The sequence below is a fragment of the Paractinoplanes hotanensis genome (assembly GCF_023717965.1).
GTDB lineage: Bacteria > Actinomycetota > Actinomycetes > Mycobacteriales > Micromonosporaceae > Actinoplanes > Actinoplanes polyasparticus.
This window is the reverse complement of sequence record NZ_JAMQOL010000027.1, coordinates 1-26,432: the sequence shown is the minus strand read 5'-3', so window position 1 is coordinate 26,432 and position 26,432 is coordinate 1. Positions and strand designations below refer to the sequence as shown.

25 protein-coding genes are annotated in these 26,432 nt (G+C 70.7%); 12 read left to right on the top strand and 13 right to left on the bottom strand.

Annotated elements, in window-relative coordinates; genetic code table 11:
• Positions 1–8 precede the first annotated feature (8 nt).
• From LXN57_RS20630 to mca, 4 genes are all read right to left on the bottom strand, one after another.
• Positions 9–2,000, bottom strand: a complete 1,992-nt coding sequence (locus tag LXN57_RS20630) for a thioredoxin domain-containing protein (RefSeq protein ID WP_251799799.1) — start codon at positions 1,998–2,000, stop codon at positions 9–11.
• Positions 2,001–2,225: 225 nt separating this feature from the next.
• A complete protein-coding gene (locus tag LXN57_RS20625) occupies positions 2,226–4,772 on the bottom strand; it encodes a putative bifunctional diguanylate cyclase/phosphodiesterase (RefSeq protein WP_251799798.1) in 2,547 nt (848 codons plus the stop codon).
• A gap of 249 nt (positions 4,773–5,021) precedes the next feature.
• Positions 5,022–5,378 carry a hypothetical protein gene (locus tag LXN57_RS20620; protein WP_251799797.1) on the bottom strand — a complete coding sequence of 119 codons (357 nt, stop codon included), beginning with the start codon at positions 5,376–5,378 and terminating at the stop codon, positions 5,022–5,024.
• Positions 5,379–5,436: 58 nt separating this feature from the next.
• The gene (gene mca, locus LXN57_RS20615; RefSeq protein ID WP_251799796.1) at positions 5,437–6,318 is read right to left on the bottom strand and encodes a mycothiol conjugate amidase Mca; all 882 of its coding nucleotides are present in this window, start codon (positions 6,316–6,318) and stop codon (positions 5,437–5,439) included.
• Between the two features lie 109 nt (positions 6,319–6,427).
• Here mca and LXN57_RS20610 point away from each other — a divergent pair, with 109 nt between their 5' ends.
• Both LXN57_RS20610 and greA read left to right on the top strand, forming a co-directional pair.
• The gene (locus tag LXN57_RS20610) at positions 6,428–6,847 is read left to right on the top strand and encodes a DUF4307 domain-containing protein (protein WP_251799795.1); all 420 of its coding nucleotides are present in this window, start codon (positions 6,428–6,430) and stop codon (positions 6,845–6,847) included.
• A 142-nt stretch (positions 6,848–6,989) separates the two neighbouring features.
• Positions 6,990–7,484, top strand: a complete 495-nt coding sequence (gene greA / locus LXN57_RS20605; protein ID WP_251799794.1) for a transcription elongation factor GreA — start codon at positions 6,990–6,992, stop codon at positions 7,482–7,484.
• 48 nt (positions 7,485–7,532) lie between these two features.
• On the opposite strand, the gene ilvA is transcribed toward greA, so the two are convergent.
• From ilvA to LXN57_RS20590, 3 genes are all read right to left on the bottom strand, one after another.
• The gene (ilvA, locus tag LXN57_RS20600) at positions 7,533–8,783 is read right to left on the bottom strand and encodes a threonine ammonia-lyase (protein ID WP_251799793.1); all 1,251 of its coding nucleotides are present in this window, start codon (positions 8,781–8,783) and stop codon (positions 7,533–7,535) included.
• Positions 8,784–8,848: 65 nt separating this feature from the next.
• Entirely contained in the window at positions 8,849–10,207 is a 1,359-nt protein-coding gene (locus LXN57_RS20595; protein ID WP_251799792.1) for an amidase, read from the bottom strand.
• A gap of 16 nt (positions 10,208–10,223) precedes the next feature.
• The gene (locus LXN57_RS20590) at positions 10,224–11,375 is read right to left on the bottom strand and encodes a cystathionine gamma-synthase (protein WP_251799791.1); all 1,152 of its coding nucleotides are present in this window, start codon (positions 11,373–11,375) and stop codon (positions 10,224–10,226) included.
• A 24-nt stretch (positions 11,376–11,399) separates the two neighbouring features.
• Between LXN57_RS20590 and LXN57_RS20585 the strand changes: the two genes are divergently transcribed.
• Together LXN57_RS20585 and msrA are read left to right on the top strand one after the other, a co-directional pair.
• Positions 11,400–11,813, top strand: coding sequence for an HIT family protein (locus LXN57_RS20585; protein WP_251799790.1), 414 nt, complete (start codon positions 11,400–11,402; stop codon positions 11,811–11,813).
• Positions 11,814–11,861: 48 nt separating this feature from the next.
• Positions 11,862–12,521 carry a peptide-methionine (S)-S-oxide reductase MsrA gene (gene msrA, locus LXN57_RS20580; RefSeq protein WP_251799820.1) on the top strand — a complete coding sequence of 220 codons (660 nt, stop codon included), beginning with the start codon at positions 11,862–11,864 and terminating at the stop codon, positions 12,519–12,521.
• 279 nt (positions 12,522–12,800) lie between these two features.
• On the opposite strand, the gene LXN57_RS20575 is transcribed toward msrA, so the two are convergent.
• Complete coding sequence (locus LXN57_RS20575; protein WP_251799789.1) at positions 12,801–13,880, bottom strand: NAD/NADP-dependent octopine/nopaline dehydrogenase family protein; 1,080 nt, start codon at positions 13,878–13,880, stop codon at positions 12,801–12,803.
• Between the two features lie 287 nt (positions 13,881–14,167).
• On the opposite strand from LXN57_RS20575, the gene LXN57_RS20570 reads away from it, so the two are divergent.
• Positions 14,168–14,497 (top strand): hypothetical protein, encoded by a 330-nt coding sequence (locus tag LXN57_RS20570; RefSeq protein WP_221376701.1) that lies wholly within the window; start codon positions 14,168–14,170, stop codon positions 14,495–14,497.
• On the opposite strand, the gene LXN57_RS20565 is transcribed toward LXN57_RS20570, so the two are convergent.
• The gene (locus LXN57_RS20565; RefSeq protein ID WP_251799788.1) at positions 14,494–14,664 is read right to left on the bottom strand and encodes a hypothetical protein; all 171 of its coding nucleotides are present in this window, start codon (positions 14,662–14,664) and stop codon (positions 14,494–14,496) included. The genes LXN57_RS20570 and LXN57_RS20565 overlap by 4 nt on opposite strands.
• A gap of 97 nt (positions 14,665–14,761) precedes the next feature.
• On the opposite strand from LXN57_RS20565, the gene LXN57_RS20560 reads away from it, so the two are divergent.
• The 4 genes from LXN57_RS20560 to LXN57_RS20545 all read left to right on the top strand — a co-directional run bounded on the left by LXN57_RS20560 (position 14,762) and on the right by LXN57_RS20545 (position 18,939).
• Positions 14,762–16,180, top strand: coding sequence for a CYTH and CHAD domain-containing protein (locus LXN57_RS20560; RefSeq protein ID WP_251799787.1), 1,419 nt, complete (start codon positions 14,762–14,764; stop codon positions 16,178–16,180).
• A gap of 54 nt (positions 16,181–16,234) precedes the next feature.
• Positions 16,235–17,239 (top strand): polyphosphate kinase 2, encoded by a 1,005-nt coding sequence (ppk2, locus tag LXN57_RS20555; protein ID WP_251799786.1) that lies wholly within the window; start codon positions 16,235–16,237, stop codon positions 17,237–17,239.
• A gap of 228 nt (positions 17,240–17,467) precedes the next feature.
• The gene (locus LXN57_RS20550; RefSeq protein ID WP_438872892.1) at positions 17,468–18,433 is read left to right on the top strand and encodes a ribonuclease Z; all 966 of its coding nucleotides are present in this window, start codon (positions 17,468–17,470) and stop codon (positions 18,431–18,433) included.
• Positions 18,433–18,939, top strand: a complete 507-nt coding sequence (locus LXN57_RS20545) for a GNAT family N-acetyltransferase (RefSeq protein WP_251799784.1) — start codon at positions 18,433–18,435, stop codon at positions 18,937–18,939. Before LXN57_RS20550 ends, LXN57_RS20545 begins: the two co-directional genes overlap by 1 nt.
• A 515-nt stretch (positions 18,940–19,454) precedes the next feature.
• On the opposite strand, the gene LXN57_RS20540 is transcribed toward LXN57_RS20545, so the two are convergent.
• The gene (locus LXN57_RS20540) at positions 19,455–19,745 is read right to left on the bottom strand and encodes a hypothetical protein (RefSeq protein ID WP_251799783.1); all 291 of its coding nucleotides are present in this window, start codon (positions 19,743–19,745) and stop codon (positions 19,455–19,457) included.
• A 203-nt stretch (positions 19,746–19,948) separates the two neighbouring features.
• Between LXN57_RS20540 and LXN57_RS20535 the strand changes: the two genes are divergently transcribed.
• Positions 19,949–20,893, top strand: a complete 945-nt coding sequence (locus LXN57_RS20535) for a S1C family serine protease (protein ID WP_251799782.1) — start codon at positions 19,949–19,951, stop codon at positions 20,891–20,893.
• 166 nt (positions 20,894–21,059) lie between these two features.
• Positions 21,060–23,075 carry a TPM domain-containing protein gene (locus LXN57_RS20530; protein WP_251799781.1) on the top strand — a complete coding sequence of 672 codons (2,016 nt, stop codon included), beginning with the start codon at positions 21,060–21,062 and terminating at the stop codon, positions 23,073–23,075.
• Positions 23,076–23,088: 13 nt separating this feature from the next.
• Here LXN57_RS20530 and LXN57_RS20525 read toward each other — a convergent pair whose 3' ends face one another.
• The 3 genes from LXN57_RS20525 to LXN57_RS20515 form a co-directional block, all read right to left on the bottom strand.
• The gene (locus tag LXN57_RS20525; protein WP_251799780.1) at positions 23,089–23,448 is read right to left on the bottom strand and encodes a hypothetical protein; all 360 of its coding nucleotides are present in this window, start codon (positions 23,446–23,448) and stop codon (positions 23,089–23,091) included.
• A 64-nt stretch (positions 23,449–23,512) separates the two neighbouring features.
• Entirely contained in the window at positions 23,513–24,874 is a 1,362-nt protein-coding gene (locus LXN57_RS20520; protein WP_251799779.1) for a cystathionine beta-synthase, read from the bottom strand.
• A 3-nt stretch (positions 24,875–24,877) separates the two neighbouring features.
• Positions 24,878–25,222 carry a YkvA family protein gene (locus tag LXN57_RS20515; RefSeq protein ID WP_251799778.1) on the bottom strand — a complete coding sequence of 115 codons (345 nt, stop codon included), beginning with the start codon at positions 25,220–25,222 and terminating at the stop codon, positions 24,878–24,880.
• A 129-nt stretch (positions 25,223–25,351) separates the two neighbouring features.
• On the opposite strand from LXN57_RS20515, the gene LXN57_RS20510 reads away from it, so the two are divergent.
• Complete coding sequence (locus LXN57_RS20510) at positions 25,352–26,425, top strand: SGNH/GDSL hydrolase family protein (RefSeq protein WP_438872891.1); 1,074 nt, start codon at positions 25,352–25,354, stop codon at positions 26,423–26,425.
• The last annotated feature ends 7 nt before the right edge of the window (positions 26,426–26,432 follow it).

Below are 26,432 nucleotides of genomic sequence, written 5' to 3'. Positions count from 1 at the left end.
CGCCCAGCCTAGCCACTCAGGCGCGCCACCAGATCGTCCGGGCTGGTCACCGGGCGGTCGCAGACAAAACCACGGCACACGTACGCGGTCGGGACGCCCGACTGCAGAGGCCGGTCAGCCAGCAGCGGTACGCCCGGGCGGTCAGGCTCGCCGGCGACGATGACGGTGCCCGGCGGCGCGTGACGGTGAGCCGCGGCCAGCAGCGGGCCCTCCTGACCGGCCGGGGCGGCGATGGTGACCTCGTACGGGCCGGTCAGCGCCGCCTCGGCCACCGTCGCCGAGTAGCCGGCGAAGCGGGGGTGCCCGCCGATCACCGGCCCGGCCGTGGCCAGGGCGGCGTCGGCCGCCTCGCGGTAGCTGGGCTCGCCGCTCAGGGCCGCGTACGCCACCAGGGCCGCGCAGACCGCCGACAGGCCCGACGGCGTGGCGTTGTCGGTGGGGTCAGCCGGACGGGTGACCAGGCGTTCGGCGTCGTCGGCGGTGTCGTAGAACCCGCCCTCGCCCGTGCCGAAGTGGGCCAGGGCCACGTCGAGCAGCTCGCGGGCCCGATCGAGCCACACGCCGTCGGTGGTGAGCTGGTGCACGGCCAGGAACGCCTCGGCGACACAGCCGTAGTCGTCGAGCACGCCGGCTGGCTCGCCCACCACGCCGTCGCGCGAGACGCGGCGCAGGCGGCCGTCGACCACGTGACGCTCGGCCAGCACGGTGGCGATCTCGACCGCGGCCACCCGGGACGACTCGGCGCCGGTGAGGATGCCGTGTTCGGCCAGCGCGGTCACGGCCAGGCCGTTCCACGAGGCGACCACCTTGTCGTCACGCGCGGGCTGCGGGCGGGCGGCCCGAGCTGCCAGCAACCTTTCGCGTACGTCACGCCAGCGCTCGACCAGGGCCGGCTCGGCGGCGTCGATGTCGCGGGCCAGCGCCAGCACGCTGCTGCCGTGCTCGAACGTGCCCTGGGCGGTGACGTTGAACAGGTCGGCCGCCCACGGCCCGTCGTCGCCGAGCACCTCGGTGAGCTGCTCGGGCTTCCAGGCGTACGTGAGACCCTCGACCCCGGCCGCGTCGGCGTCCAGCGCCGAGGCCAGCCCGCCGGCCGGTGTGCCCAGGTCGCGCAGCAAGAACTCGGCCGTCTCGTCGGCGACGCGCCGGGCGAACGGGTCCCCGGTGAGGCGTGCGAGCTGCGTGTAGACCCGCAGGAGCAGCGCGTTGTCGTACAGCATCTTCTCGAAGTGCGGCACCGTCCAGGTCGCGTCGACCGCGTAGCGCGCGAAACCACCGGCGAGCTGGTCGTAGATGCCGCCGCGGCCCATCCGCTCGGCAGCGAACCGCACCGCCTCCAGCGCCTCTTCCGAACCCGTGCGCTGATAGTGGCGCAGCAGGAAGAGCAGGCTCATGTGCGGCGGGAACTTGGGCGCCCCGCCGAAGCCACCGTTGGTGGTGTCCTGCTCCTTGAGCAGTCCGTTGGCCGCGGCGGCCAGCAGCTCGGCCGAGATCGGCGCCTTGGGCCCGCCGACCAACTGGGCTCCGCCGATCGCCTCGACCACGCTCGCACCCTGCTGAAGGACCTGCTCACGCTGGTCACGCCAGGCGGTGCTGACCGAGTCGAGCAGGCGGGCGAAGTTGGCCTTGGGAAAATAGGTGCCGCAGAAGAACGGGTCGCCGCCGGGCGTGGCGAAGACGGTCATCGGCCAGCCGCCCTGCCCGGTCATGGCCTGGGTGGCGGTCATGTAGACGGCGTCGACGTCGGGCCGTTCCTCGCGGTCGACCTTGATCGCCACGAAGCCGTCGTTCATGAGCCGGGCGACCTGCTCGTCCTCGAAGGACTCGTGCGCCATCACGTGACACCAGTGGCAGGCCGCGTACCCCACCGAGATCAGCACCGGCACATCCCGCCGTTTCGCCTCGGCAAACGCCTCCGGCGACCATTCCCACCAGTCGACGGGGTTGTCGGCGTGCTGAAGCAGGTAGGGCGAGGTAGCCCCGGCGAGACGGTTGGCCATGCCCCTAGCCTCTCACTTGCGGCCGCCACCGGCCCGCGGGCAGGCCGTGTTAGGGGTTACGCGCGCGGACATCCCCCGACCGAGCGAGTCACGTCGTTGAGGGCAGGGCTGACAACTTCGAGGCCAGCTCACCTGTCACATCATCACATGCGGGAAGTTCTGAATAAGTTCAGAACTAACTCGTGAGCGCGACCAGAGAAGTGCAGGAGGCCATATAGGTAAACCTCAGGAGGCGTCGTCGGCGCGTAGGGGACGGATGTTGGCCGGGGCGGCCTCGGCCAGGGCGGTGAGCGCTTGGACGATCTTGTCGGCGGGCATGGGCTTGCAGAAGTGGTAGCCCTGAGCGGTGGGGCAGTTGAGGGCGATGAGGGCGGCCCGCTGCTCGATCGTCTCGACGCCCTCGGCCACCACGCGGACGCCGAGCCGGGCGCCCAGCTCGACGGCGCCGCGGACCACGGCCTCGGCGGCCGGGGACTCGATCATGTCGTCGACGAAGGAGCGGTCGATCTTGATTTCGTCGACCGGGACGCGGGTGACTATGGCCAGGGAGGAGTAGCCCGTGCCGAAGTCGTCCAGGGAGAGCTGGACGCCCATGTCGCGCAGTTCGGCGAGCACCTCGTCGACGATGCGTTCCTGGCTGACCGCCACCGACTCGGTGATCTCGAGAACCAGGTAGGAGGCGGGCGCGCGGTGGCGGCGCAGCGCCTCGGCGACCTGGGCCGGGAAGCCGGGGTCGAGCAGGCTGCGGGCCGAGACGTTGACCGAGACCGGCACGTCGATGCCGACGGCCTGCCAGCTGCCCGCGGCTTCGAGCGCCAGGTCGAGCACCCGCGCCGTGAACGCCGTCTGCAGTTCGGCCGAGTGCTCGACGGCGGGTACGAAATCGCCGGGTGAGAGCTGCCCGCGGCGGGGATGCCGCCAGCGTACGAGGGCCTCGGCGCCGGTCGGAGCGGCGGTGATCAGGTCGACCGCGGGCTGGAGGTGCAGCAGGATCTGGTCGTCGGCGGCCAGGGCGTCCTGGAGCTCGGCCAGTAGGGCGAGCGCGTCGGTGGTGACCGCGTCCTGGCCGGGGTCGAACGCGCTGACCGCCAGCTGCTGCCGTTTGGCCTGGTTGAGGGCGAGCGAGGCCCGCCGGACGAGCTCGCCGAGATCGACCCCGCCGGCCGGGCTGACCGCCACCCCGATCGCCACCTCGACGGCGAGCCGCACCCCGGAGACCTCCATGGGCCGGATGAGGTGTTCGACCAGCTCGCGGGCGCGGCGCAGGACCGCCGGCAGCGGGCTGGGCTGCTCGTGCGGCTGCGCGGCGGAGTCGCTGAGGGCGGTCACGGTCGGGATGAGCAGGGCGAACTCGTCGTCGCCGGTGCGGGCCACCAGTTCGCCGGCGCGGGACAGCTCGGTCAGCCGCTCCGCCACCACGCGCAACACCTCGTCGCCGTGCCGGTGGCCCAGGGTGCCGTTGACCTCGCGGAAGTCGTTGATGTCGAGCAGCAGCAGCGCGACCGGACGCTGCCGGTCGAACGAGCGCAGCAGCCGGTCGCCGTCGGTCAGGAGCGTGCTGCGGTTGAGCAAACCGGTCAGCCTGTCCTTGGTGAGGTCCTGGGTGATCTGTTGCTCGAGTCCGGCCAGCCGGCTGCGGGTGGACGCGTCGTGCAGTGCCCCGGCCAGAGCGTCGCCGAAGGCCGAGATGGCAGCCTCGTCGCGCGGGGCGGGCAGGGTGGGGCCGGACAGCCAGACGGTGAGTTCGCCGATCGGGTCGCCGGCCACCGCCATGGTCCGGGTGATCGCGGGGCCGGGCAGCCCGGCGATCGCGTTGTCGAGGCCGGGTCCGTCCTCGGCGTAGCGGCGCTCGCCGTCGCCGCCGCGCACCTCGATCTCGACCCGGCGGGCACCGAAGACTTCGAGGGCCGCGGTCAGACCGGCCCGGGCCACCTCGGCCTCGGTGCCGCCGGGCAGCGTCGCTGTGGCGGCCGAGAACGACTCCCACATGCGGCGTTCCTCCTCGGCGCGCAGGTGGAATCGGTAGGTGCGCTGGAGCAGCCAGAGCCCGGGCGCGAACGCGAGCAGCCAGAGCGGGCCGTCGACGATGGCGTGGCACGCGGCCAGGCCGACCACCACGTTGCCGACGAACATCGGGATCTTCGCGTACGAGGCCCGCAGCAGGATCTGCCGGGCCGTGGCGTCCCGGTGCAGGCTGAGGGTGAGCGTGGCCAGGCCGAACGTGATGAGCAGGTAGGTCAGCGCGCCGGCCAGCAGACCGATCGTCATGCGCGTGCTGAGCACCGCCGCGTCACCCGCCACCAGAACCGTCACCGCGGTGGCGCCGGCTGCCCCGAGGCTCAGTGAGGCAGCCAGGTGGGCCAGTTCCGCGGCATTGCGGTGCGAATCCCACCAGGACAGCAGTGCCCAGGCCAGAAGCGCGCCGGCCAGAGTGGCCGCGGGCAACCAGCCGGGCGGCGCCACCACGAAACCGATGATGAAGGCGGCCTCGCCCCAGCTGACCGAGACCATGCCGCGGCCGAGCCGGAAGCGCAGGCGGGCCAGTTGCCCAGCGATGATCACGGCCACGGCCAGCGCGGCGCCGACGACCGGAGTCATCGGACGGTCGGCCGGACGGCCGATCGGCAGGAGGACACCGAGGACGGCCAGCAGCACGGCCGAACCGATCACCGTGACGGTGAGCGCACGCACCCCGCGGGAGCGACCGGCGAGGCCCGCCGCGTCGCTGAAGGAGCGGCGGACGGGAGCCTCGGTAACCGGCCGGGCGGTCACGGAAAACCCCATTTGAGCAGCGGCACTCGCGGATGCACGTGCATCTGCAGTGGAGAAAACGGGGGGCGGGGAATGGTCATTTTCGGCGCCCCCTTCCGCGCAGGGATCAGGGGCGGTTAAGCCCCCGGCGGAAGGCTAAATCAATACCGATGAACAGAACAGGGCTTGACGCACGACGCGTATCGCCCTTACGTCAGACCAATACGGTGTGTGTCGTCCACCGTCGAGCGAGAACCGCCCCCGACGTGGTCAAACGCGACGGTTGTCGCCGTCGGCGGAGCCGCCGTCACCCTGCGTAGTAAAGCCCGTGACCTCGTTATCCGTGGCGGCGCCGGCCGCCGAGGATCGATCCGCTTCGACGTCTGACGCCGCCTCACCGGCGCCGGAACGTTCGAGATCCGCATTGAGCCGGGCGATCTCGGCCTCACGCTGCGTCTGCTTCACGTCAGGAAAACTGTCGGGAAGCCGACGCAAGCGCTTGTTCATGTTGCGGATCAGCAGAACAGTCGCTATGGACATGAGCACGATGACGAACAACCCCATCGGGCCGGCCAGGCCGCCCGAGCGGGTGTCGCCGAAGTTGTTGACCGCGACGGTGATGTCCATGGGCCGAGTTTAGGCCTTCAGGCTGCTGATGGGCGGCGGGCGGGTGGTCGAAGGAGTCTCAGCGGGCCTCGACCGACTCGCGGATGCCCGCGAACAGGTCGGACTCGGGAACGGGGCTGTCGACCAGGGAGCGGGCCAGCTCGAAGTCTTCGGTCGGCCACACCTTCTGCTGGAGCTCGAGCGGAATCTTGAACCAGAAGCCGTCGGGGTCGACCTGGGTCGCGTGGGCGCGCAGAGCGTTGTCGCGGACTTCGAAGTATTCGCCGCACTCGACCCGGGTGGTGATCTTGTCGCCCCGGTCCTCCCGGTCGTTCCACTTCTCGAGCCACTCGCCGTAGGGCGATTCGAGCCCGGCCGCCAGCATGCCCTCGTGCAGGGCGAGCATGCGCGCCCTCGTCCACCCCGAGTTGTAGTAGAGCTTCATCGGCTGCCACGGCTCACCCAGCTCGGGATACGCCTCGGGGTCGCCGGCCTTGTCGAAGGCCACCACCGAGACGTTGTGGCACATGATGTGGTCGGGGTGGGGGTAGCCGCCGTTCTCGTCATAGGTGGTCATGACGTGCGGGCGGAACTCACGGATCAGCTTGATCAGCGGGATGGCGGCCGTTTCCGGATCCTGCAGGCCGAAGCAGCCCTCGGGCAGCGGGGGCAGCGGGTCGCCCTCGGGCAGGCCCGAGTCGATGAAGCCGAGCCACGCCTGCTCGACGCCCAGGATCGCGCGCGCCTCGTCCATCTCGGCGCGGCGGATGGTGGTGATGTTCTCGAGCACGTCGGGGCGGTCCATCTTGGGGTTGAGCACGCTGCCGCGCTCGCCGCCGGTACACGTCGCGACCATCACCCGAACGCCCTCGGCGACGTAACGCGCCATGGTGGCGGCGCCCTTGCTGGACTCGTCGTCGGGGTGCGCGTGCACCGCCATGAGACGCAACTGCTCAGCCACAGAAACTCCTTGTACCTGACCCGCGGCAGGCGGGCCGGTGTCGGCTGCGAAGATGGACCCTGCCATTCTTGCGGATCCCCCCGACAAGAAACGCACGAGAGGTGCCGAGGTGAGCGAGACGCGCACCACAGACCCGGTGTTCCCGCCGGGCCGCTACGGACGGCGCCGGTCCGGCCGCCGCCGATCGGTGCTGCCGCTCGTCGTGCTCATCGTCGTGGTGGCGGCCTCGCTGCTGCTCTCGGTGCGGCTCTTCCAGCAGTTCGGCCGGACCGACTACGAGCCGCAGATCGTCGGCTGGGACGAGCCGTCGGCCGCCGTGCTGAGCATCGAGTTCAAGGTGCGCGTCCCGGCCGGCCAACCAGCCGAGTGCGTGCTGCGCGCCCGCGACTACGACGGCTTCGAGGTCGGGCGGCGGACAGTCGTCGTGCGACCCACCGGGAACGAAACGACAATCGACGCGAAGGAGACGGTGCCCACCACGGCCCGGGCCAGCGTCGGGGATGTCCTGAGCTGCCGGCCACCGGCCTGAGGAATCCGCACAAGATCGCACGAAACCGGCGGCGCGCATACCGCTGGTAAGGTTGGTGATTCGCTCCGTTCAGCATCCCGTCCAGTGGTGCTGGGCGTTTTCCATTTAATGACGTGCCCCCGTTCCAGCAAGGAGACCGCCCGTGTCCAGTTCAGAGGCGCCCAAGACCTGGCTCTCTCAGGACGCTCACGACCGGCTGCAGGCCGAGCTCGACGAGCTGATCGCCGCGCGTCCGGCCGTCGCCGCGGAGATCAATGCGCGTCGCGAGGAGGGGGACCTCCGCGAGAACGGCGGCTACCACGCTGCCCGCGAGGAGCAGAGCCGGCAGGAAGGCCGGATCCTCTACTTGAAGGAGTTCCTCCGCAACTCCGAGGTCGGCGAGGTTCCCACCGCTGACAAGGTCGGTCCGGGCTCGGTCGTCACGATCTACTTCGACGACGACCAGAGCGACACCGAGACGTTCCTGCTCGGCTCGCGCGAGATCTCCTCGACCACCGACCTCACGGTCTACAGCCCGGAGTCGGCGCTCGGCACGGCCATCCTGGGCGCGTCCGAGGGCCAGACCGTCACCTACACGGCGCCCAGCGGCTCCGACATCAAGGTGACCGTGGTCAAGTTCGGCCCGTTCGAGGGCTGAGCCCGCAGCGAGAGGCCCGCGGCGCAATCTGCCGCGGGCCTTCGTTCATCAGGGCGTGTGGTCGGCCAGCAGCGCCACCCGGTAGCCCGAGTCGCGCAGACTGCTGATCAGCGCGGCCGAGTGGTCCGGGCCGCGGGTCTCGACCGAGAGCGCGACCTCGGCCTCGCCGAAACTGAGCCGCGGGCTCTGCCGCGAGTGGGCCACGTCGACCACGTTGGCCCGCTGCCCGGCGATCTGCCCCAGCAGCCGCGCCAGCTCGCCCGGCCGGTCGGTGCAGCGCACCGCGAGCCGCAGGAAGCGCCCGGCCGAGGCCAGCCCGTGCTCGATCACGCGCATCAGCAGCATCGGGTCGATGTTGCCGCCGGAGAGCACAGCCACCGCCGGGCCGTCCTCGGCCGGAGCGTAGGCGCCGGTCAGCAGCGCCGCGACGCCCGCCGCCCCGGCCGGCTCCACCACCGTCTTGTGCCGCTCCAGCAGCACCAGCAGGGCCGCCGACAAATCCTCGTCGCTGACCGTCACGATCTCGTCGACGAGCTTGCTGACGTGCGCGAACGTGAGCTCCCCGGGCCGCAGCACGTTGATGCCGTCGGCGATCGTGACGCCCCGCGCCAGCTTCTGCGGCGAGCCGGCGGCCAGCGAGGGCGGGAACGCCGCGGCGCCGCTCGCCTGCACCCCGACGACCCGGATCTGCGGTCGCAACGCCTTGGCCGCGACGGCCACGCCCGAGATCAGCCCGCCGCCGCCGACCGCGGTGACGATCGTGGTCACCTCGGGGCACTGCTCGAGGATCTCGAGGCCGACGGTGCCCTGACCGGCGATGACGTCCGGGTGGTCGAAGGGATGGATCAGCACGGCGCCGGTGCGGTCGGCGAAGTCACGCGCCGCCTCCAGCGAGTCGTCGACGGCCGTGCCCGCGTACTCGATCGCGGCGCCGTAGTTCCGGGTCGCGGTGACCTTGGGCAGCGGCGCCCCCTCGGGCATGAACACCGTGGCCCGCGTGCCGAGCAGCTCGGCGGCCAGCGCGACACCCTGCGCGTGGTTGCCGGCGCTGGCTGCCACGACCCCGCGGGCCCGCTCGGCGTCGGAGAGCCGGGCGATGCGGGTGTACGCGCCGCGGACCTTGTAGGAGCCGGCGCGCTGCTGGTTCTCGCACTTGAGCCAGACCGGGGTGCCGGTGATCTCGGAGAGCGGGCGCGACGGGATCAGCGGGGTCTTCTTGGCCACGCCGGTCAGCAGCTCGCGCGCGGCCTCGATGTCGGCCGGCGCGAGCAGATCGAGCGGGTGGGGGGCACCATTCATTCCCCGAATGCTGCCACTCCCCTCGTCCTTGCGATTTTGGCATCGGTCTTCCGCCGCGGTGAGGCTCAGTAGGCGACCCGCTGCCAGGGATTGAGGACCTCGAACTGGCCCGCCACGGCCAGGAGCAGGGCTTCCGAGTCGGGCGGGCCGACCAGCTGGATGCCCAGGGGCAGTCCGTCGGGCCGGGTGCCGACCGGGACGACGATGGCCGGCAGCCCGGCGACGTTCCAGGCGCCGGCGTACGGGGCGTACCTCATGCTGGCCGACATGTTCCGCCACCACGACCCGCCCGCGTGGCCCTCGGCGAGCGGCGGCGCGCCGGCCAGGGCCGGGGTGAGCAACAGGTCGAGCGAGTTGTCGGCGAAGAACCGGATCGCCGCCTCGCGATAGGCGTCCCGCTGCGACTGGCGCACCAGGCCGGCCCGCAGAGCCCACTTGCCGAGGCGGATGTGCTGCCGGGTGCGCGGCTGGAGCTGGGCCAGCTGGTAGTCGGCGGACTCGCGGTAGGCCGACGCGAACCAGGTGGCCAGGGTGCCGATGCCCAGCGTCTGCGGGTACGGCGGGTTGGCCACGACCGTGTCGTGCCCGGCCTGCACGAGCAGCTTCGAGGCCGCGGTGACGGCCGAGGCGTTGGGCTCGTCGGGCCGTACGCCCGCCAGCGGTGACTTCACCGAGACCCCGACCCGCAGCCGGCTCGGCTCGACCAGCTTGATCGGATCGCGGCCGGCCAGCACCGAGAAGCCCAGGACGGCATCCGAGACCGTGGTGGTCAGCACGCCGTTCTCGACCAGCCCGTACCAGTTGGTGATGCCCAGGTCGGACGGGACGACGCCGCGCCCGGGCTTCAGGCCGACCAGCCCGCAGCAGGCCGCGGGGATCCGGATCGAGCCGAGCCCGTCGTTGCACTGGGCGATCGGCACCAGCCCGGCCGCCACCGCAGCCGCCGCCCCGCCGGAGGAGCCGCCCGGCGTACGGTCGCGGTCCCAGGGGTTGCGGGTGACGCCCTCGCCCTCGTCGGTGACCGCCCACAGGCCCATCTCGGGCATGCGCGTGGTGCCGACCACGATCGCCCCGGCGCCGCGCAGCCGCCGGACCACCTCGTGGTCGTCCTCGGCCACCTCGGGCGTACGGGCCGCGGCCGAGCCGTTCCAGGTCGGCAGGCCGGCGACGGCGGTGTTCTCCTTGACCGCTACCGGCACCCCGGCCAGCGGCAGGTTGGCCAGGTCCTCCTGGTCGTCGACCTTCTCGGCCTCGGTGATGGCCTCGCCGCCCCGGATCACCCGGAAGGCGTCCAGGGTGGGGTCGGTGATCGCGATCTGCTCCAGGTGGTCGGCCACGACCTGGGTGGCGGTCGCGTCACCGCGCCGCACCGCACGGGAGATCTGCTTGGCTGTCGCGCCTACCCAGGTCGTACCGTCGCTCATTGCCTCTCCGTTTACCTCAGCCCAATGCCTGCTCCAGGTCGGCGAGCAGATCGTCAACGGTTTCGATGCCGACAGACAGTCGCACGAGATCGGCGGGGACTTCAAGCGCCGAACCCGCAGCGGACAGGTGTGTCATCTGGCCGGGGTGCTCGATGAGCGACTCGATCCCGCCCAGCGACTCCGCGAGCACGAAGAGCTTTGTCCGGTTGCAGACGTCGATGGCCTTTTCCTGACCGCCGGCCGCGCGGAACGACACCATGCCGCCGAAGCGCTGCATCTGCTTGGCCGCGACCTCGTGACCGGGGTGCGTCTCGAGGCCCGGATAGAGCACCTCGGTGACGGCCGGGTGCTCACGGAGGAATCCGACGATGCGCTCGGCGTTGTCGCAGTGCCTCTCCATCCGTACGCCCAGGGTCTTGATGCCTCGCAGCGTGAGCCACGCGTCGAAGGGGCCGTTGACCGCGCCCATCGCGTTCTGGTGGAAGGCCAGCTGCTCGCCGAGCTCGTCGTTCGCGGTGACCAGCGCCCCGCCGACCACATCGGAGTGTCCGCCCAGGTACTTCGTGGTCGAGTGCACGATCACGTCGGCGCCCAGGGAGAGCGGCTGTTGCAGGTAGGGGGAGGCGAACGTGTTGTCGACCACGAGCATGGCGTCGTACTCGTGGGCCAGCCCGGCCAGCGCCGCGATGTCGGCGATGTTCAGCAGCGGGTTCGTCGGCGTCTCGGCCCAGATCAGCTTGGTCACGCCGGGCCGGAAAGCGGCGCGCACCTGGTCGAGGTCGTCGAGGGCGACGGCCGTCCAGTCCAGACCCCAGTTCTCGGCCACCTTCGCGAAGAGACGATACGTTCCCCCGTACGCGTCATCGGGGATCACCACGTGGTCACCGGGCCGGCACACCGCGCGCAGCAGCGTGTCCTCGGCCGCGAGACCGCTCGCGAAGGCCAGGCCGCGGCGGCCGCCCTCGATCGCGGCCAGGCACTCCTGGAGGGCGTCGCGGGTGGGGTTGCCGGAGCGGCTGTATTCGTAGCCGAGCCGGGGCGCGCCGACGGCGTCCTGGGCGTACGTGCTCGTCTGGTAGATCGGAGGCACGACCGCCCCGGTCCGGGGGTCCGGATCCTGGCCGGCGTGGATGGCGAGGGTGTCGAACCCGTAGTCGTTAGCCGTCATGTTCGGCAAGGCTAGTCTCACCTGGTGGCATCCTGCGTCTTCTGCGACATCGTGGCGGGCTCGGTGCCCGCTTTCAAGGTCATCGACTCGCCGGACGGGGTCGGGTTCCTCGACACCCGGCCGGTGTTCAAGGGCCACGTGCTGATCGTCCCCCGCGCCCACGTGGTGACGTTGCCCGACCTTCCGGCCGCGGATCTGCCCGGATTCTTCGGGCTTGTGCAGCGGGTGGCCGCCGCGGTTCCGGCAGCCCTGGGCGCACAGGGGACGTTTGTGGCGAACAACAACGTCGTCTCGCAGTCGGTAGCCCATCTGCATTTCCACGTCGTGCCGCGGACCAAGGGCGACGGTTTGCGAGGCTTCTTCTGGCCCCGGCACAAGTACGAGAGCGACGACGAGGCGGCGTCATTTGCTTCGCGCATCGCGAAAGAACTCGGGTAAGGAAGCGGCCGCCCCCGGCGTTACACCTGGCGGATGAAGGGAGTGACCGTGTTCCTGCGGCACAAGAAGCTCGAACTGATTACCCCCGACCAGGCCCTGCCGGGCCGCCCCCTCGAGATGCCGGTCGCCGACAAGCACACCGTGCTGGGCACCCCGCTCAAGGGACCGTGGCCGGCCGGCTTCCAGGTCGCGGTCTTCGGAATGGGATGTTTCTGGGGTGCCGAGCGCATCTTCTGGGAGCTGCCCGGGGTCTACTCGACCTCGGTCGGCTACGCGGGCGGGTTCACGAAGAACCCGACCTACGAGGAGACCTGCTCCGGCTCCACCGGCCACACCGAGGTGGTCCAGGTCGTCTACGACCCCAGCAAGATCCAGTACGAGGACCTGCTCAAGGCCTTCTGGGAGAACCACAACCCGACCCAGGGCATGCGCCAGGGCAACGACGTGGGCACCCAGTACCGTTCCGCGATCTACACGACCACGGACGACCAGGCCCGCATCGCGAGGGAGTCCCTGGAGGCCTTCCAGCCGGTGGTCACTGCGGCCCGCCACGGCCAGATCACCACCGAGATCCGCCCCCTCGGCGCGTACTTCTACGCCGAGGACTACCACCAGCAGTACCTTTCAAGTGATAAAAACCCGAACGGGTACTGCAATCATGGGCCGAACGGCATGACCTGCCCGGTGGGCGTGGCCCGCACGAACTGACCTGCGGCAACGGACGGGCATCCGCATCGGGTGCCCGTCTCGTGCGACGATGGCCGGGTCGCCGGGCGCGGGAGAACGCTTCCCGGAACTCCGCGGACCGGATCCAGGTTCCGCCGCCCTCAATCATGCTGTCGTTCGCCGGGTCGCCCAGGCGGTACCACCAGGAGCGCGCCGTCCGGCACGAGTCGCGAGATCCGGCCGGATCGCCGGGTCCGCCTCGATCCGCACGCTCATGCCGGCTCGGCTGACCGGGCAGCGATGAGGCCTCGGCGCCTGTTCTCAAAGGTTGGTCAGCTGCTCGGCGTTCAGGTCGTCGAGTCCCAGAGAACTCATCGTTCGGGCTCCTTCCGCACGCAGGTCGCGCGCGAGGACGACGGAGGTGATCTCGATGATCGCGTCCATCGTCGGGGTGGGCACTGCGAGTCGGCGTGCCAAATCGGTGAAGAAGACCAGGCTGTAGCCGACGTCTTCGGTGAGGTACCGCGAGTCGATGGCAGTCGGGGCCTTGATGCCGCGGAAGCCGGGCGCGCGGGAGTACCCGGTCGTGTAGTTGCTCTCGGTCATGTAGCCCTGCTCCACACCGATATCCGGCTCGGACAGGATCGTCACGCCGAGCGCCGTCGCGATGGCGAGACGCTCGGTGTCGACAGCTTCCATCAGACGGCCCGCAGCTGGGGTGACACCCTCCTCGTAGAAGAGGAAGTCGCCGCCGGTCCGCTCCAGCAGGGCGGCGTTCATGAGCGTCACCGCGGGGTGGATGACGGGGTTGCCGTTCTGCAGAGACGTCTGGAGGACCGTGGCCGCCTCGGTGGTCGAGGGATAGATTCGCCTGAGAGTCTCCAGCAGCTTGCCGTTGCCCGACCGAGGAACGGCCGCGGCGAAGAGGCCTGTGTCGAACCTGTGGAATACATGGACGTTGCCCTGGCCGTCGGCCCGGCACGCGTACGGAAGGGTGCTGGTCTCCCCGACGATGATGTTGTCGTCGTGCACCGCCAAACCTGCGGCCCGCTTGAAGGCGAGGGCGCCGCCGCAGGATCCGGGACAGATCACCACGGTCATCCCGGTACGCAGGTGAGGTGCGAGGTCGCGACCGAAGGGCTCGGTGGCGAACGCGGGCCCGACCACGAAGACGACCTCGGCACCCTCCATGGCGGCTTCGATGTCCGTACCGGCGTACGCAACCGGCGCGAAGCCCTCCAGCCGTCCCTGGCTCGTGATGCCGCCCTTCGCCCCGACTGCCTCGATGTTCTCGTGAGCGTGTTCGGCTCGGGAGTACAGCGAGACCCGGTGACCTTGCTGAGCACAGTCGAAGGCGACAGCCATGCCTCCGTTGCCGGAACCGATAACGGTGACGTTCATGGTCGCTCCCCAATCCTCCGGCGTCGTGGCGGACGCCGACGGATTAATTCGATGGAAGTGTTTTCCTCGACAGATTCGGCGAAAATGTCGGAGGTTCTTCCCATCGAAGATCTTACGCGGTCGATCGCTTGATTTCTGCGGCAACCATCCCGCACCGTCTGATTCAAGCGTCCGGGCCCCCGGCAACTACCGGGGGCTGTTTTCACGCCTCGGAGTGTAAAAGATCGACATGTCCCGACATCGTTCGCACACTGGGAAGGGTCAGCGGTGGTGCGGGAGGTGAAGCCATGCCGATTTTCTACAACGACGAGGAGCGGCGCGCCTGGAGTCTTGCCGAGTCGCTTGCCGAGCAGGCGGAGGAGTCGATGCGCGAGGCGGAAGCGGCGCTCGAGACCTGGAAGACCGGCAAGGAGATGAACCGGCTGCGCTGCATCCGCAAGGGGATCAGCGAGTCGGACGCGGAGATCCGCTGGTCAGCCTCGACCAATGCGAAGAACGCCATTACCAACAACGGCTTCTACGTCGGGCTGGCCACCATGTATTACGGGGCCGCCTCGGCCCATTACTCGCGCGCGCTCTATCTGCGCAGCCTGGGCGGGCGCCCGATGGCGGCCTAATTCTTGTCGTCGTCGGGGGCCGACTGGGACTGGCCGGCGGGCTGCGCCGGCGGCGAGGACGACGGGGCAGCCGCGGCGGGCCCGGCCAGCGCGAGGCCGAGCACCGCGCCGGCGCTGATCAGGCCGAGGCCGGCCAGCGAGACGGGCCGGCGTTCTGACTTCTCCATAGCGACGACGGTGCCAGCGGTATCTGTGGTCCGGCTGTGCACAACCTGCCAAGAACTTGGTCTGTATGAAGGTCACCCGTTCGGGCAGTATTAACGCATGGAGATCGCGACCGAAACAGAGCGTAAATACGACGTGCCCGCCGAGTTTCGGCTTCCCGATCTGACCGGCAAGGCAGGCATCAGCAGCACCGACGGCGCCGAGACGCACGACCTCGACGCCACCTACTTCGACACCGACGACTTCGCCCTCATGCGGCACCGCCGCACGCTCCGCCGGCGCACCGGCGGCAGCGACGCCGGCTGGCATCTGAAGACACCCGGCGACGGCGCGAACCGCACCGAGCACCGCCTTCCCCTCAACGGCAAGCCCGAAACCGTTCCGGACGAGCTGGTCGGCCAGGTCCGCGCCATCGTGCGCCGCCAGGGGCTGCGGCCGATCGCCCGCCTGCGCACCCATCGGGTCGAGACTCCGCTGCGCGACGCCGACGGCAACACGCTCGCCCTCGTCGCGCAGGACCAGGTGACCGCCGAGACCGACGGGCGCGAGCAGCGCTGGCAGGAGGTCGAGGTCGAGCTGGTCGACGGCAGCCCCAAGTTGCTCGCCGCCGTCGAGAAGGTGCTGTTCAAGGCGGGCGCCACCCCGGCCGAGGGCCCGTCCAAGGTCTCGCGCGCCGTCGGCGGCCAGCCCAAGCCGTCCGCGCCGAAGAAGACCAAGAGCCCGGTTCTTCAGTACGTACGGGAGCAGCGCGACGCCATCACCGGCTACGACCCGGGTGTCCGTCGCGGCGACCCCGAGGCTGTGCACAAGATGCGCGTCGGCACCCGGCGCCTGCGCAGCACCCTGAAGACGTTCAAGCGCACCTTTCCCGACGCGGCCGACCTCAACGACGAGCTGAAGTGGCTGGCCGACCTGCTGGGCCAGGTGCGCGACGGCCAGGTGCAGGAGGGGAAGCTGCTGGCCGGGCTGGACGAGGCCGGCGAGCAGTTCCGCCCGGTCGCCGCCCGCATCCGCGAGCATCTCGACACCCAGGTGGCTGAGGGCCGGGCCGCGCTCGACGAGGCGCTCGAGAGCGAGCGCTACCTCACCCTGCTCGACCGCATCGACCAGCTCGCCGCGCAGGAGACGGCCGAGGCCGACCCGATCCGGCGGGCCGCCAAGAGCCTGGCCAAGGCCGACGGGCTGCTCGACGAGGCGCTGGCCCACGGCGAGGACCACGAGCTGCACGACGCCCGCAAGGCCTACAAGCGGGCCCGGTACGCGGTCGAGGTCTTCCAGCCCACAGCCGGCAAGCCCGCCAAGAAGCTGGTCGACGCGCTGACCGAGCTGCAGGACGTGCTCGGCGCGCACCAGGATTCGGTCGTCGCCCGGGAACTGCTGCACGAGCTGGGGCAGGACAGCTTCTGGTTCGGTGTGCTGTGGGCCCGGCAGGAGCAGGTGGGCAAGGACACGTACGCCGAATTGCCGGTGGTTGTGGAAACGTCGCGCGAGACTCGCTTCCGCCAGTGGCTGGGCTGATTGTTCACCTTCCGGCTCGTTGAACGGTCACTCGTTCTGGGTAGTAAATGAGCCATGCAGTCCGAGGCGGAGCAGGAACATCAGGAACACCAGGAACAGCCGGAACAGCCGGAACGGCACAACGGTCACCACGAGGACCTCACCACGAGCCCTTACGACGGACCGGTCGCGGAGTTGGGCGGCTACCGGGTCGCCGACGATGACGACGACGATCCCGTGCTGCTCAACGCCGACGGCAGCCCGGTCGACACCTGGCGCGAGGACTACCCGTACGACGAGCGGATGCCCCGCGCCGAGTACGACCACCACAAGCGCCTGCTCCAGATCGAGCTGCTGAAGCTGCAGAACTGGTGCAAGAGCACCGGCGAGCGGCTGGTGGTCCTCTTCGAGGGGCGCGACGCGGCCGGCAAGGGCGGCACGATCAAGCGGTTCATGGAGCATCTGAACCCGCGCGGCGCCTCGGTGATCGCCCTCGAGAAGCCGAACGAGCGCGAGAGCACCCAGTGGTACTACCAGCGCTACATCAAGCACCTGCCGTCCGCCGGCGAGATCGTGCTGTTCGACCGGTCCTGGTACAACCGGGCCGGCGTCGAGCGGGTCATGGGCTTCTGCACCCGCGCGGAGTATCTGGAGTTCATGCGCCAGACCCCCGAGCTGGAGCGGATGCTCGTGCGCTCCGGCATCCACCTGGTGAAGTTCTGGTTCTCGGTGACCCAGGGCGAGCAGCGCACCCGCTTCGCCATCCGGCAGGTCGACCCCGTGCGGCAGTGGAAGCTCTCCCCCAACGACCTCGCCTCCCTGGACAAGTGGGGGGACTACACCGAGGCCAAGGAGGCGATGTTCTTCTACACCGACACCGCCGACGCGCCGTGGACCGTGGTGAAGAGCAACGACAAGAAGCGCGCCCGCCTCGAGGCGATGCGGCACGTCCTCAACCGCTTCGACTACGACAACAAGGACACCGAGATCGTCGGCACGCCCGATCCGCTGATCGTCGGGCCGGCCTCGCTGGCGGTGGAGGGCACCGAGATGTCGCCCCGGGTATTCCCGCGTCTGTAGTGATTCAAAAAGTGTTGGCGAGCACCGCCTCCGATGGTTAACGTGACCGTACACGTGAAGGGAGGTGGTCCGAAGTTGTATAGCAACGGGACTCGTGAGGTGGCTGTCCGCTAGCCGCTGTCCTCGACAGCTTCGTAGCAATACGTCGAGACCGTGTGGCAGCGGTGCGGCGAATACCAGATAGCCACCCGACCCCTGGGGATCCGGCCTTGTCCGACCGGACCGCGCATGCGTGTGCGGAAGTCCCCAGGGGTCGCTTCATTTCTCCACCGGGGGCCTGACGTGCGCGAGCTGATCGTCCTGGGCACCGCGAGCCAGGTGCCCACGCGGCACCGCAACCACAACGGCTACCTGCTGCGCTGGGACGACGAGGTGATCCTCTTCGACCCGGGCGAGGGCACCCAGCGCCAGATGCTCATGGCCGGCCTCGCGGTCACCCCGATCAAGCGCATCTGCATCACCCACTTCCACGGCGACCACAGCCTCGGCCTGCCCGGCATCCTGCAGCGCATCTCGCTCGACAAGGTGGCCCACCCGGTCACGGTCCACTATCCGGCCGCCGGCCAGGAGTTCTACGACCGGCTGCGGCACGCCACCAGCTACTGGGACAACGCCGAGATCGTGGCTTCGCCGATCGAGGGCGCGAGCTTCTCGCAGCCGATCCCGCCCGGGCGCCTGACGGCGCTGCCTCTTCGGCACTCCCTTCCCACGTACGGCTATCGGCTGGACGAACCGGCCGGGCGCCGCATGGTCCCGTCGCTACTGGCCGCGCACGGCATCACCGGGCCAGCGGTCGGCGAGCTGAACCGCACCGGCTGGATCGGCGACGTGACGCTCGACCAGGTCAGCGTCGAGCGGCCCGGGCAGAGCTTCGCCTTCATCATGGACACGGGCCTGTGCGACAACGTGTTCGAGCTCGCCGCCGGGGTCGACCTGCTGGTCATCGAGTCGACGTTCCTGACCGAGGACGCGGCGATGGCGGCCATGGTGGGACACCTGACGGCGGCCCAGGCCGGTGCGGTGGCGCGCGACGCGGGCGTACGCAAGCTGGTCCTGACCCATTTCTCGCAGCGCTATCCGGATCCGTCGCGGTTCCTCGACGAGGCGCGGCAGTCGTTCACGGGCGAGATCGTGGCCGCGGAGGACCTGGGACGCGTCCGGTTGCCCCCACGGCGGGAGGCTACCGTCGGCTGATGCACGTTTCCCTGCGTACGGCGGAAGAAGCTGACCTGATGGCGGTCGGCTCGGTGCACCAGCGTTCGAGGGTCGCGGCCTACGCCGGCATCCTCGCCCCCGAGACTCTGGAGCTGCGGACCGCTGACGCCTTCGGCGAGTGGTGGACCGAGCGGTACCGCTGGGAACGCGACACCCACGTGCTGACCGTGGCCGACCGGGATTCCGAGATCGTCGGCTTCACGTACGTCGGACCGTCCGAGACGCCGGACGCCGCCGAGCTGTACGCGATCCACGTCGAGCCCTCGCTGGTCGGATCGGGAGTGGGGCGACTGCTGATGGTCGACGCGCTCGGGAAGCTGGCGAAGATCGGCGGCTCGCGGGCCGTGCTGTGGGTGCTGGCGGGCAACTCACGAGCGCGGCGCTTCTACGAGGCGGGCGGTTGGGTGGCTGACGGACAGACGCGCAACGAGCCGGTGAACGGCGAACCGGTCGACCAGCTCAGATACTCGTTGACCTTCGCCTGAGCCTTGGTTAGCCTACCCTAACTACGGATGCCGCCCAGGCCGCCACACGTCAGGGCGAAGTCGGTTGGGTGGTGCGCCGCCGCTGTCACGGCCCAGGCGCATCGCCATGGTTCGGCGCGCCCGGTCTTGCCGGGTCGGGCGCGCCGGATCGTTTCTTGCGCGCCGGACTGCTTCTTGGCTGGGCGGGAGCGCGAGACCTGATGGCGCGCCGGACTGCTTCTTGGCTGGGCGGGAGCGCGAGACCTGATGGAACGGGGGAACCTGTGGTCCCGCACTCCCGCCAACCATCCCGCCCGAACCGGGGGCGCGTCTGGCCGGAGACGCTGGACCGACGGAGGCATGCCGGTCCTTGATTCGGTTCGAGGGCGGGCCCTGCGGGCGGGAAGTCGCGACGCTGGCGGGGCGCAGCGGACTCACCGCCGGACGACGCCGGCCCGGGCCGGGTAGCCATGCCTGCCGGGGGAGGTCAAGCTGTCGGGCGACGTCGGTGGTTCTGTGCAGTTGTTCGGCCTTTTTCAGGAAAAATAGCCGCGGTTGGGCGAGGGCTGCCGGTACTCGTCGGGGCCGCGCATGGCCCGGACGCTGTTCAGGTCGTGCCGGACGGTCCACGCCTCCCGCCAGGGACGCCGGGCCGCGATCTCGGCCCGCTGGGCGAGGCGCCGCGGCGCACACGGCCACCGCCATCCACACCAGACACAGTTGCCGTCGATGCCCGCTTCCGCGTGCCGGCCGAGCATCTGCTGGGCATCCCGCCACAGCAGGCGGTCCACAATGTCGGCCGGTGCGGTCTCGTCGGCGATGACCATTCCCCTACCCTTTCGTCGGCTTTGCGGGTGGCGGTCGGGTCGTCAATCGTCCGTCACGACCCATACAACAGCGCACGGCCATCCTCCGGTCGGACTTTCTGTGCGACTCTCGCGACCCAGCGTGACTGCCGTGGCCGGTCGCTGTTCGCCGTGGGCGGACGACGCACGGGCATCGATGCCGCTGGGGCGGCGTTGAACGGTCCATGGATACCGAACACACGGGTGTCGAATCACAGGCGCTCGATGCCTACAGCCGTGTGGTGACCGGCGTCGCCACCAGCCTGCTGCCGTCGGTCGCGGCCCTCTCCGTGCGCACGGCGCGCGGCCAGGGCGCCGGCTCGGCGGTCACCTTCACCGACGACGGATTCCTGCTGACCAACGCGCACGTGGTCGCCGGCGCGACCGGCGGCACAGCCGACTTCGCCGACGGCACCGAAACCCGCTTCGACGTGGTCGGCGCGGACCCCCTTTCCGACCTCGCGGTGGTCCGGGTGCACAACCCGGGCGCACCCGCGGCCCCGCTCGGCAACGCCGACGACCTGAAGATCGGCCAGCTCGTCGTGGCCGTGGGCAACCCGATGGGCTTGGCCGGCTCGGTGACGGCCGGCGTCGTCTCCGGCCTGGGCCGCTCGCTGCCGGCCCGCGACGGGCGGCGCGTACGCATCATCGACAACGTCATCCAGACCGACGCCGCCCTCAACCCCGGCAACTCCGGCGGCGCCCTGGCCGACTCCACCGGCACGGTCGTGGGGATCAACACGGCGGTGGCCGGATACGGCCTCGGCCTGGCCGTGCCGATCAACGCCACCACCCGTTCGATCGTCGGCGACCTGGTGGCGAACGGCCGGGTCCGGCGGGCCTGGCTGGGTGTCGCCGGCGTGCCGGTTCCGCTGCCGCCCGCGCTGGCCGGCCGGCTGGGTCAGAAGCTCGGCCTGCGCGTGGTCGAGGTGGTGCCCGGCAGCCCGGCCGGAAGCGCCGGCATCTACCTGGGCGACATCATCATCTCGGCCGGCGGCCGGCCGACGACGACGGTGCAGGCCTTGCAGCGCCTCATGCTCGGCCCCGCCATCGGCGCCGACCTGCCGATGACCCTGCTACGCAAGAACGCTTTGGTCGACGTCGTCACCGTCCCGGCCGAAATGAACTGACCTCCCTGCGCCGTTCCGCCGATCCTCCCCTCGGCTGAGCGGCGCCGGGCCGGCTCTCCCCGCCGGCGCGCGCTTTGTTGTCCACAGGGGGCTGGATCCGTCGCTTGTCATCCACACGGACGGGATCGCTGCGGACTTCCAGGGCTTCAACGCCTAGGTTGGGCTGGTGACATCGAAGCTGAGCCGAAGCGTCGTATTGCTGCTGGCCGCCCTCGGGGTGGTCGCGCTGGTGGCCGGGCCCGCGGCGGCCCAGGCGCCCGAGCGGCTCGCCACCCAGGTGACCGATCAGGCCGGCGTCCTCAGCGACCGCGGCGGCGTCGACGCGGCGCTGGCCGAGCTGCAACGCCGCACGGGCATCCAACTGTTCGTGGTCATGGTCGACTCGTTCGACGGCACGCCGGCCCAGCAGTGGACCGACGAGACCGCGCGGCTCAGCGACCTCGGCAACCGTGACGCTCTGCTCGCGGTGGCGACCACCGACCGGGCGTACGCCTACTCGTTCCCCGAGGACTCGCGGATCAGCGACCGCGAGCTGTCCGAGGTCGCCGCGAACGACATCGAACCGGCGCTGAGCCGCAGCGACTGGTCGGGCGCGGTGATCGCCGGGGCGCGGGGCTACACCGACGCCGCCGCCGGTTCCAGCAGCTTCGGGTGGATCTTCCTGGTCCTGGGCATCATCGTCGTCGTTGTGCTCGTCCTGATGTGGCTGCGCAAGCGCCGCTCGGCTTCGCACACCCGGCCCGGCTCGGCCGGCACGCCACCGGCGGCGCCCGCGGGCCCGACCACCGAGGAGCTGACGGCCCGGGCCAACGCCCTGCTCATCGAGCTCGACGACGACCTGCGGGCCGGCGAACGCGAGCTGGCCCTGGCCGCCGCCCAGTACGGCGCGGAGGCGACGGCTCCGTTCCAGGCCGCGCTCGAGTCCGCCCGGCAGGACGTGGCCGAGGCCTTCCGCCTGCGCATGACGCTCGACGAGGTGCCCGGCCCCGACGTGACCCAGCGACGCGACACCCTGACCCGGATCATCGCGCTCTGCGAGGGCGCGGACGCCCGCCTGGACGCCGAGTCGGAGGCCTTCGACCGCTTGCGGGATCTGGAGGGCCGGGCCGCCGAGGCCACCACCGAGATCGACCAGCGCCGGGCCGCGATCGAGGCCGCCCTGCCGACCACCGAGGCCACCGCGAAGCAGCTGGCCGCCGCCTATTCCGGCGGCACGATCACCGCGATCACCGCCAACGCCGACCAGGCCCGCGAACGCCTGGCCTTCGCCGATGCCGCGCTGATCCGAGCCCGTCAGGCTCTGGCCGGTCCGGGCACCCCCACGACGTCCGGGTCGGGCGTCCCAGGCGGCGGCCCGGCCGAGGCCGCGCTGGCCGTGCGGGCCGCCGAACAGGCCGTCGACCAGGCCGGCCAGCTTGTGGGAGCCGTCGATCGCGCCGCCGCCGATCTGCCCGCTGCCCGGGCCGCGGCCGACTCCCTGATCAACGAGATCACCGGCGAGATCGCCGCCGGCCGGGCCGCCCTCACCGGCAACGCGGTCGCGCCGGCCGGCCTGACCGCGGCCATCACCGGCGGCGAACAGGCACTGGCCGAGGTACGCGCGGCGCTCTCGGCCGACCGCCCCGACCCGGTCGGGGCCGTGGCCCGGCTGCAGACGGCTGACGCCGCGCTCGACGCTGCCCTGGCCGAGGCACGCGACGTCGCGGAACGCCTGGCCCACGACCGCAGCCTGCTGGCCCAGGAACTGCCCGTGGCCCGGGCCGAGGTGGCCGCCACGAACGATTTCATCACCACCCGCCGGGGAGCCGTCCGCTCCGAGGCTCGGGCAACGCTCTCCGAGGCGGTCCGCCACCTTTCGGTCGCCGAAAGCGTCGCCGCCACCGATCCCGCGACCGCTCTGGCCGAGGCCCGCCAGGCCCGGCGGCTTGCCGCGAACGCCGGCCGCTCCGCCGACCTGGACGTTCAGCGCTGGGGCGGCGGCTCCGGCTTCGGCGGCGGACACCAGAGCGGCTTCGATGCCGGGGCCTTCGCCGGCGCCGTGCTGGGCGGCATCCTCTCCGGCGGTGGCCGCTCCCACGGCGGCTGGAACGGCGGCGGCTTCGGCGGCAGCGCTTCCCGGGGCCGCCGCACCAGCAGCAGCGGCGGAGGCGGCGGCCGCCGAGGCGGGGGTGGCCGCTTCTGACCGCCGCGCGTCGCTAGCGCGGGTTCTGGGCGACCTCGATCACCCGGGTGGTCGGCGCGGCCGCGCCGAGTCGTTCGCGCAGGTCCAGGCGGTCGGGGTCGACCATGAAGGCGTCGTAGCCGGCGCGGGACCGAAAGCGGATCATGTGGACTTCCGTTGTCGCGTCCGTGCTGTGCAGCCGGGACTCCAGCGTGCCGTCATGCCGCGCGAGCAACGCCAGCACCGCGTCCTCGTAGCTTCTGCCCTCGGCGACGTGGGGCGGCGACATGTCCACGATGGCGACCAGCAGGAGGCTGCCCGCTTCGCCTTCGTCGATCGCCTCGCCTTTGTCGATCGCCTCGCCGGACTCGATCGCCTTACCGGGCTCGATCATGTCGGGAAGCATCGCACCGGCCTTCCGCGTGGGCCGACGCGGCGAACCGCGCCGGCCCGAGCGGTCAGGACAGGTGGGCGAGCAGGTCCTGCCGGGTGAGGACCCCGGCCGGCTTGCCGTCGACGAGGACCATCGCGGCGTCGGCGTTCTCGAGCATCGAGACCGCCTCGCTCACGGGTTGACCGCCGCCGATCATCGGGAGGGGGTCGCCCATGTGGCGCTCTATCGTGTCGTGCAGGTGGGCCTGGCCGGTGAACAACGCGTCCAGCAGGGCCTTCTCCGCGATCGATCCGGCCACCTCGCCCGTCACCACCGGCGGCTCGGCCTTCAGCACCGGGAGCTGGGAGACGCCGTACTCGCGCATGTAGTCGATCGCGTCGCGCACCGTCTCCGTCGGGTGGACGTGGATCAGGGGCGGCATCGTTCCGCCCTTGCCCTCGAGGGCGTCGGCCACCGTGGGAGCGCCCTCCACCGTGCGCAGGAAGCCGTAGCGGGCCATCCAGTCGTCGTTGAAGATCTTCGACAGGTAGCCCCGGCCGCCGTCCGGCAACAGCACCACGATGACGTCGCCGGGATCGGCGCGGCGGGCCACCTCGAGGGCCGCCACCACCGCCATGCCGCACGAGCCGCCGACCAGCAGGCCTTCCTCACGGGCGAGGCGGCGGGTCATCTCGAACGAGTCGGAGTCGGAGACCTCGATGATCTCGTCGGCGATCTCACGGTCGTACGTGGTGGGCCAGAAATCCTCGCCCACGCCCTCGACCAGGTAGGGCCGGCCGGTGCCACCCGAGTAGACCGAGCCCTCGGGGTCGGCCCCGATCACCCGTACGGTCGGGCCCTGCTCTTTCAGATAGCGCCCGACCCCGGTGATCGTGCCCCCGGTGCCGACGCCGGCCACGAAGTGGGTGATCCGGCCGTCGGTCTGTTTCCACAGCTCGGGGCCGGTCTCTTCGTAGTGGGAGCGCGGGTTGGCGACGTTGCTGTACTGGTCCGGCTTCCACGCGCCGGGCACCTCGCGGGCCAGCCGGTCGGAGACGTTGTAGTAGGAACGCGGATCTTCGGGGGCCACCGCGGTGGGACAGACCACCACGTCGGCCCCGTACGCCTTCAGGACGTTCCGCTTGTCCTCGCTGACCTTGTCGGGGCAGACGAAGATGCACTTGTAACCGCGTTGCTGGGCGACCAGGGCCAAGCCCACACCGGTGTTTCCACTGGTGGGCTCGACGATCGTGCCGCCCGGCCCCAGCAGCCCGTCGCGTTCGGCGTCGAGCACCATCCGCAGGGCGATCCGGTCCTTGACCGAACCGCCGGGATTGAAGTACTCGACCTTGGCCAGCACAGTGGCGGCGATGCCCTCGGTGACCTTGTTCAGCTTGACCAGGGGGGTGTCCCCGATGATGTCGACGACGTTGTCGTAATAGCGCACACCTCAGACTACGACGACGTTGTCCCGCTGCCTCTCCCACTCCAGGAAGCGCTCGGTCTCGGCCAGCACCGCGCCGGCCAGCCAGGCGACCATCACGGCGTCGTCGGCCAGGCCGAACACGAACAGGAACATCTCGGGGACGACGTCGACCGGGGACAGCACGTACGCCGTGGCCGCGGCCATCATGGCCAGCCGCATCCCGCCGTCGTACTGGCCCTTGGTGGTCGCCTTCATCATGCGCGGGATGGCCGCGATGCGGGTGGAGATGGACGGGCCCCCGCGCGCCCCGGCCATCAGGGCCTTGGCGAGCGTGGTGAATGCCGCCGTCCGTTTCAGGGTCTTCGCCATGCTGTTCTCCTTCCGGTTACACCAGCATGACCTGTGCCCGCCATGATTGCTTGTCGCAGCCGCGCGATAGCCTCGAATTCCCCACTGTTAACCGATCTTCGAGGACCGCGAGCGACAGCGAGGGAGCCCGTGAGCACCATTCAGATCTCCGCGCAGGACTGGCGCCGGATCAAACTGGCCGGTCAGATCCTCGCCGGCGTGACGGGCACGCTGGCCACGGTGACCGCCGTGTCGGCCGGCGTGCTGCTGCGCCAGGCCGCAGACGCTCGCCGGATCATCCCGATGGCCGAGGCCCCGCCTCCGCGCGGTGACGGCCTGTACGGCGGGAAGTTCGGCGGCAAGGCGATCAGCATGGTCATCCTGGGCGACTCGACCGCCGCCGGCTACGGCGTGCACCGGCCCCGCGAGACGCCGGGTGCGCTGCTGGCCACCGGCGTGTCCCGCCGCCTGCACCGGCCGGTGCGCCTGCACCGCCTGGCCGTGGTCGGATCGATGTCGTCCGGCCTGCCCTATCAGGTGGACGCGGCCCTGGAACACGCGCCCGACGTGGCGATCATCCTGATCGGCGGCAACGACGTCACCCACGCCTCGGGCCGCGACTCGGCCGTGCACCATCTGGGCGACGCGGTCCGCCGGCTGCGCGAGGCCGGCTGCAAGGTGGTCGTCGGCACCTGTCCCGACATCGGCGCGATCCAGCCGATCAAGCGGCCGCTGCGCTGGCTGGCCCGCAAGTGGAGCCGCGACCTGGCGGCCGCGCAGACGATCGCGGTGGTCGAGGCGGGCGGCCGTACGGTGTCGATCGGTGGCCTGCTCGGGCCGATGTTCGAGGCCGACCCCGTACGCATGTTCAGCTCCGACCGTTTCCACCCCTCGGCCGAGGGGTATGCCCGGGCCGCCGCCGTGGTGCTGCCGACCCTGATGGCCGCTCTCGGCGAGGACGACCGCACGGTTCTGACCGGCGGTGAAGGGGTACGAAGTCTGGAAGAAGCCGCACAGGAAGCGGTCCAGGCGCCGGGCACCGAGGTCAGTGCGGCCGGGCGCTGGGCGGTGCTGCGCCGACACCCGTGGTTCGGCGAGCCGCGCACGTGGTTCGGCCACCGCGCGGCGGCGACCCCCGGGGCGGAGGGGCAGTCCGTTCCCGGCGGCCGCTCGGCGTCCAGCGCCGTAGGGTGGACACCAGAGGATCATCAGCATGCTTCGTGACGCAGGG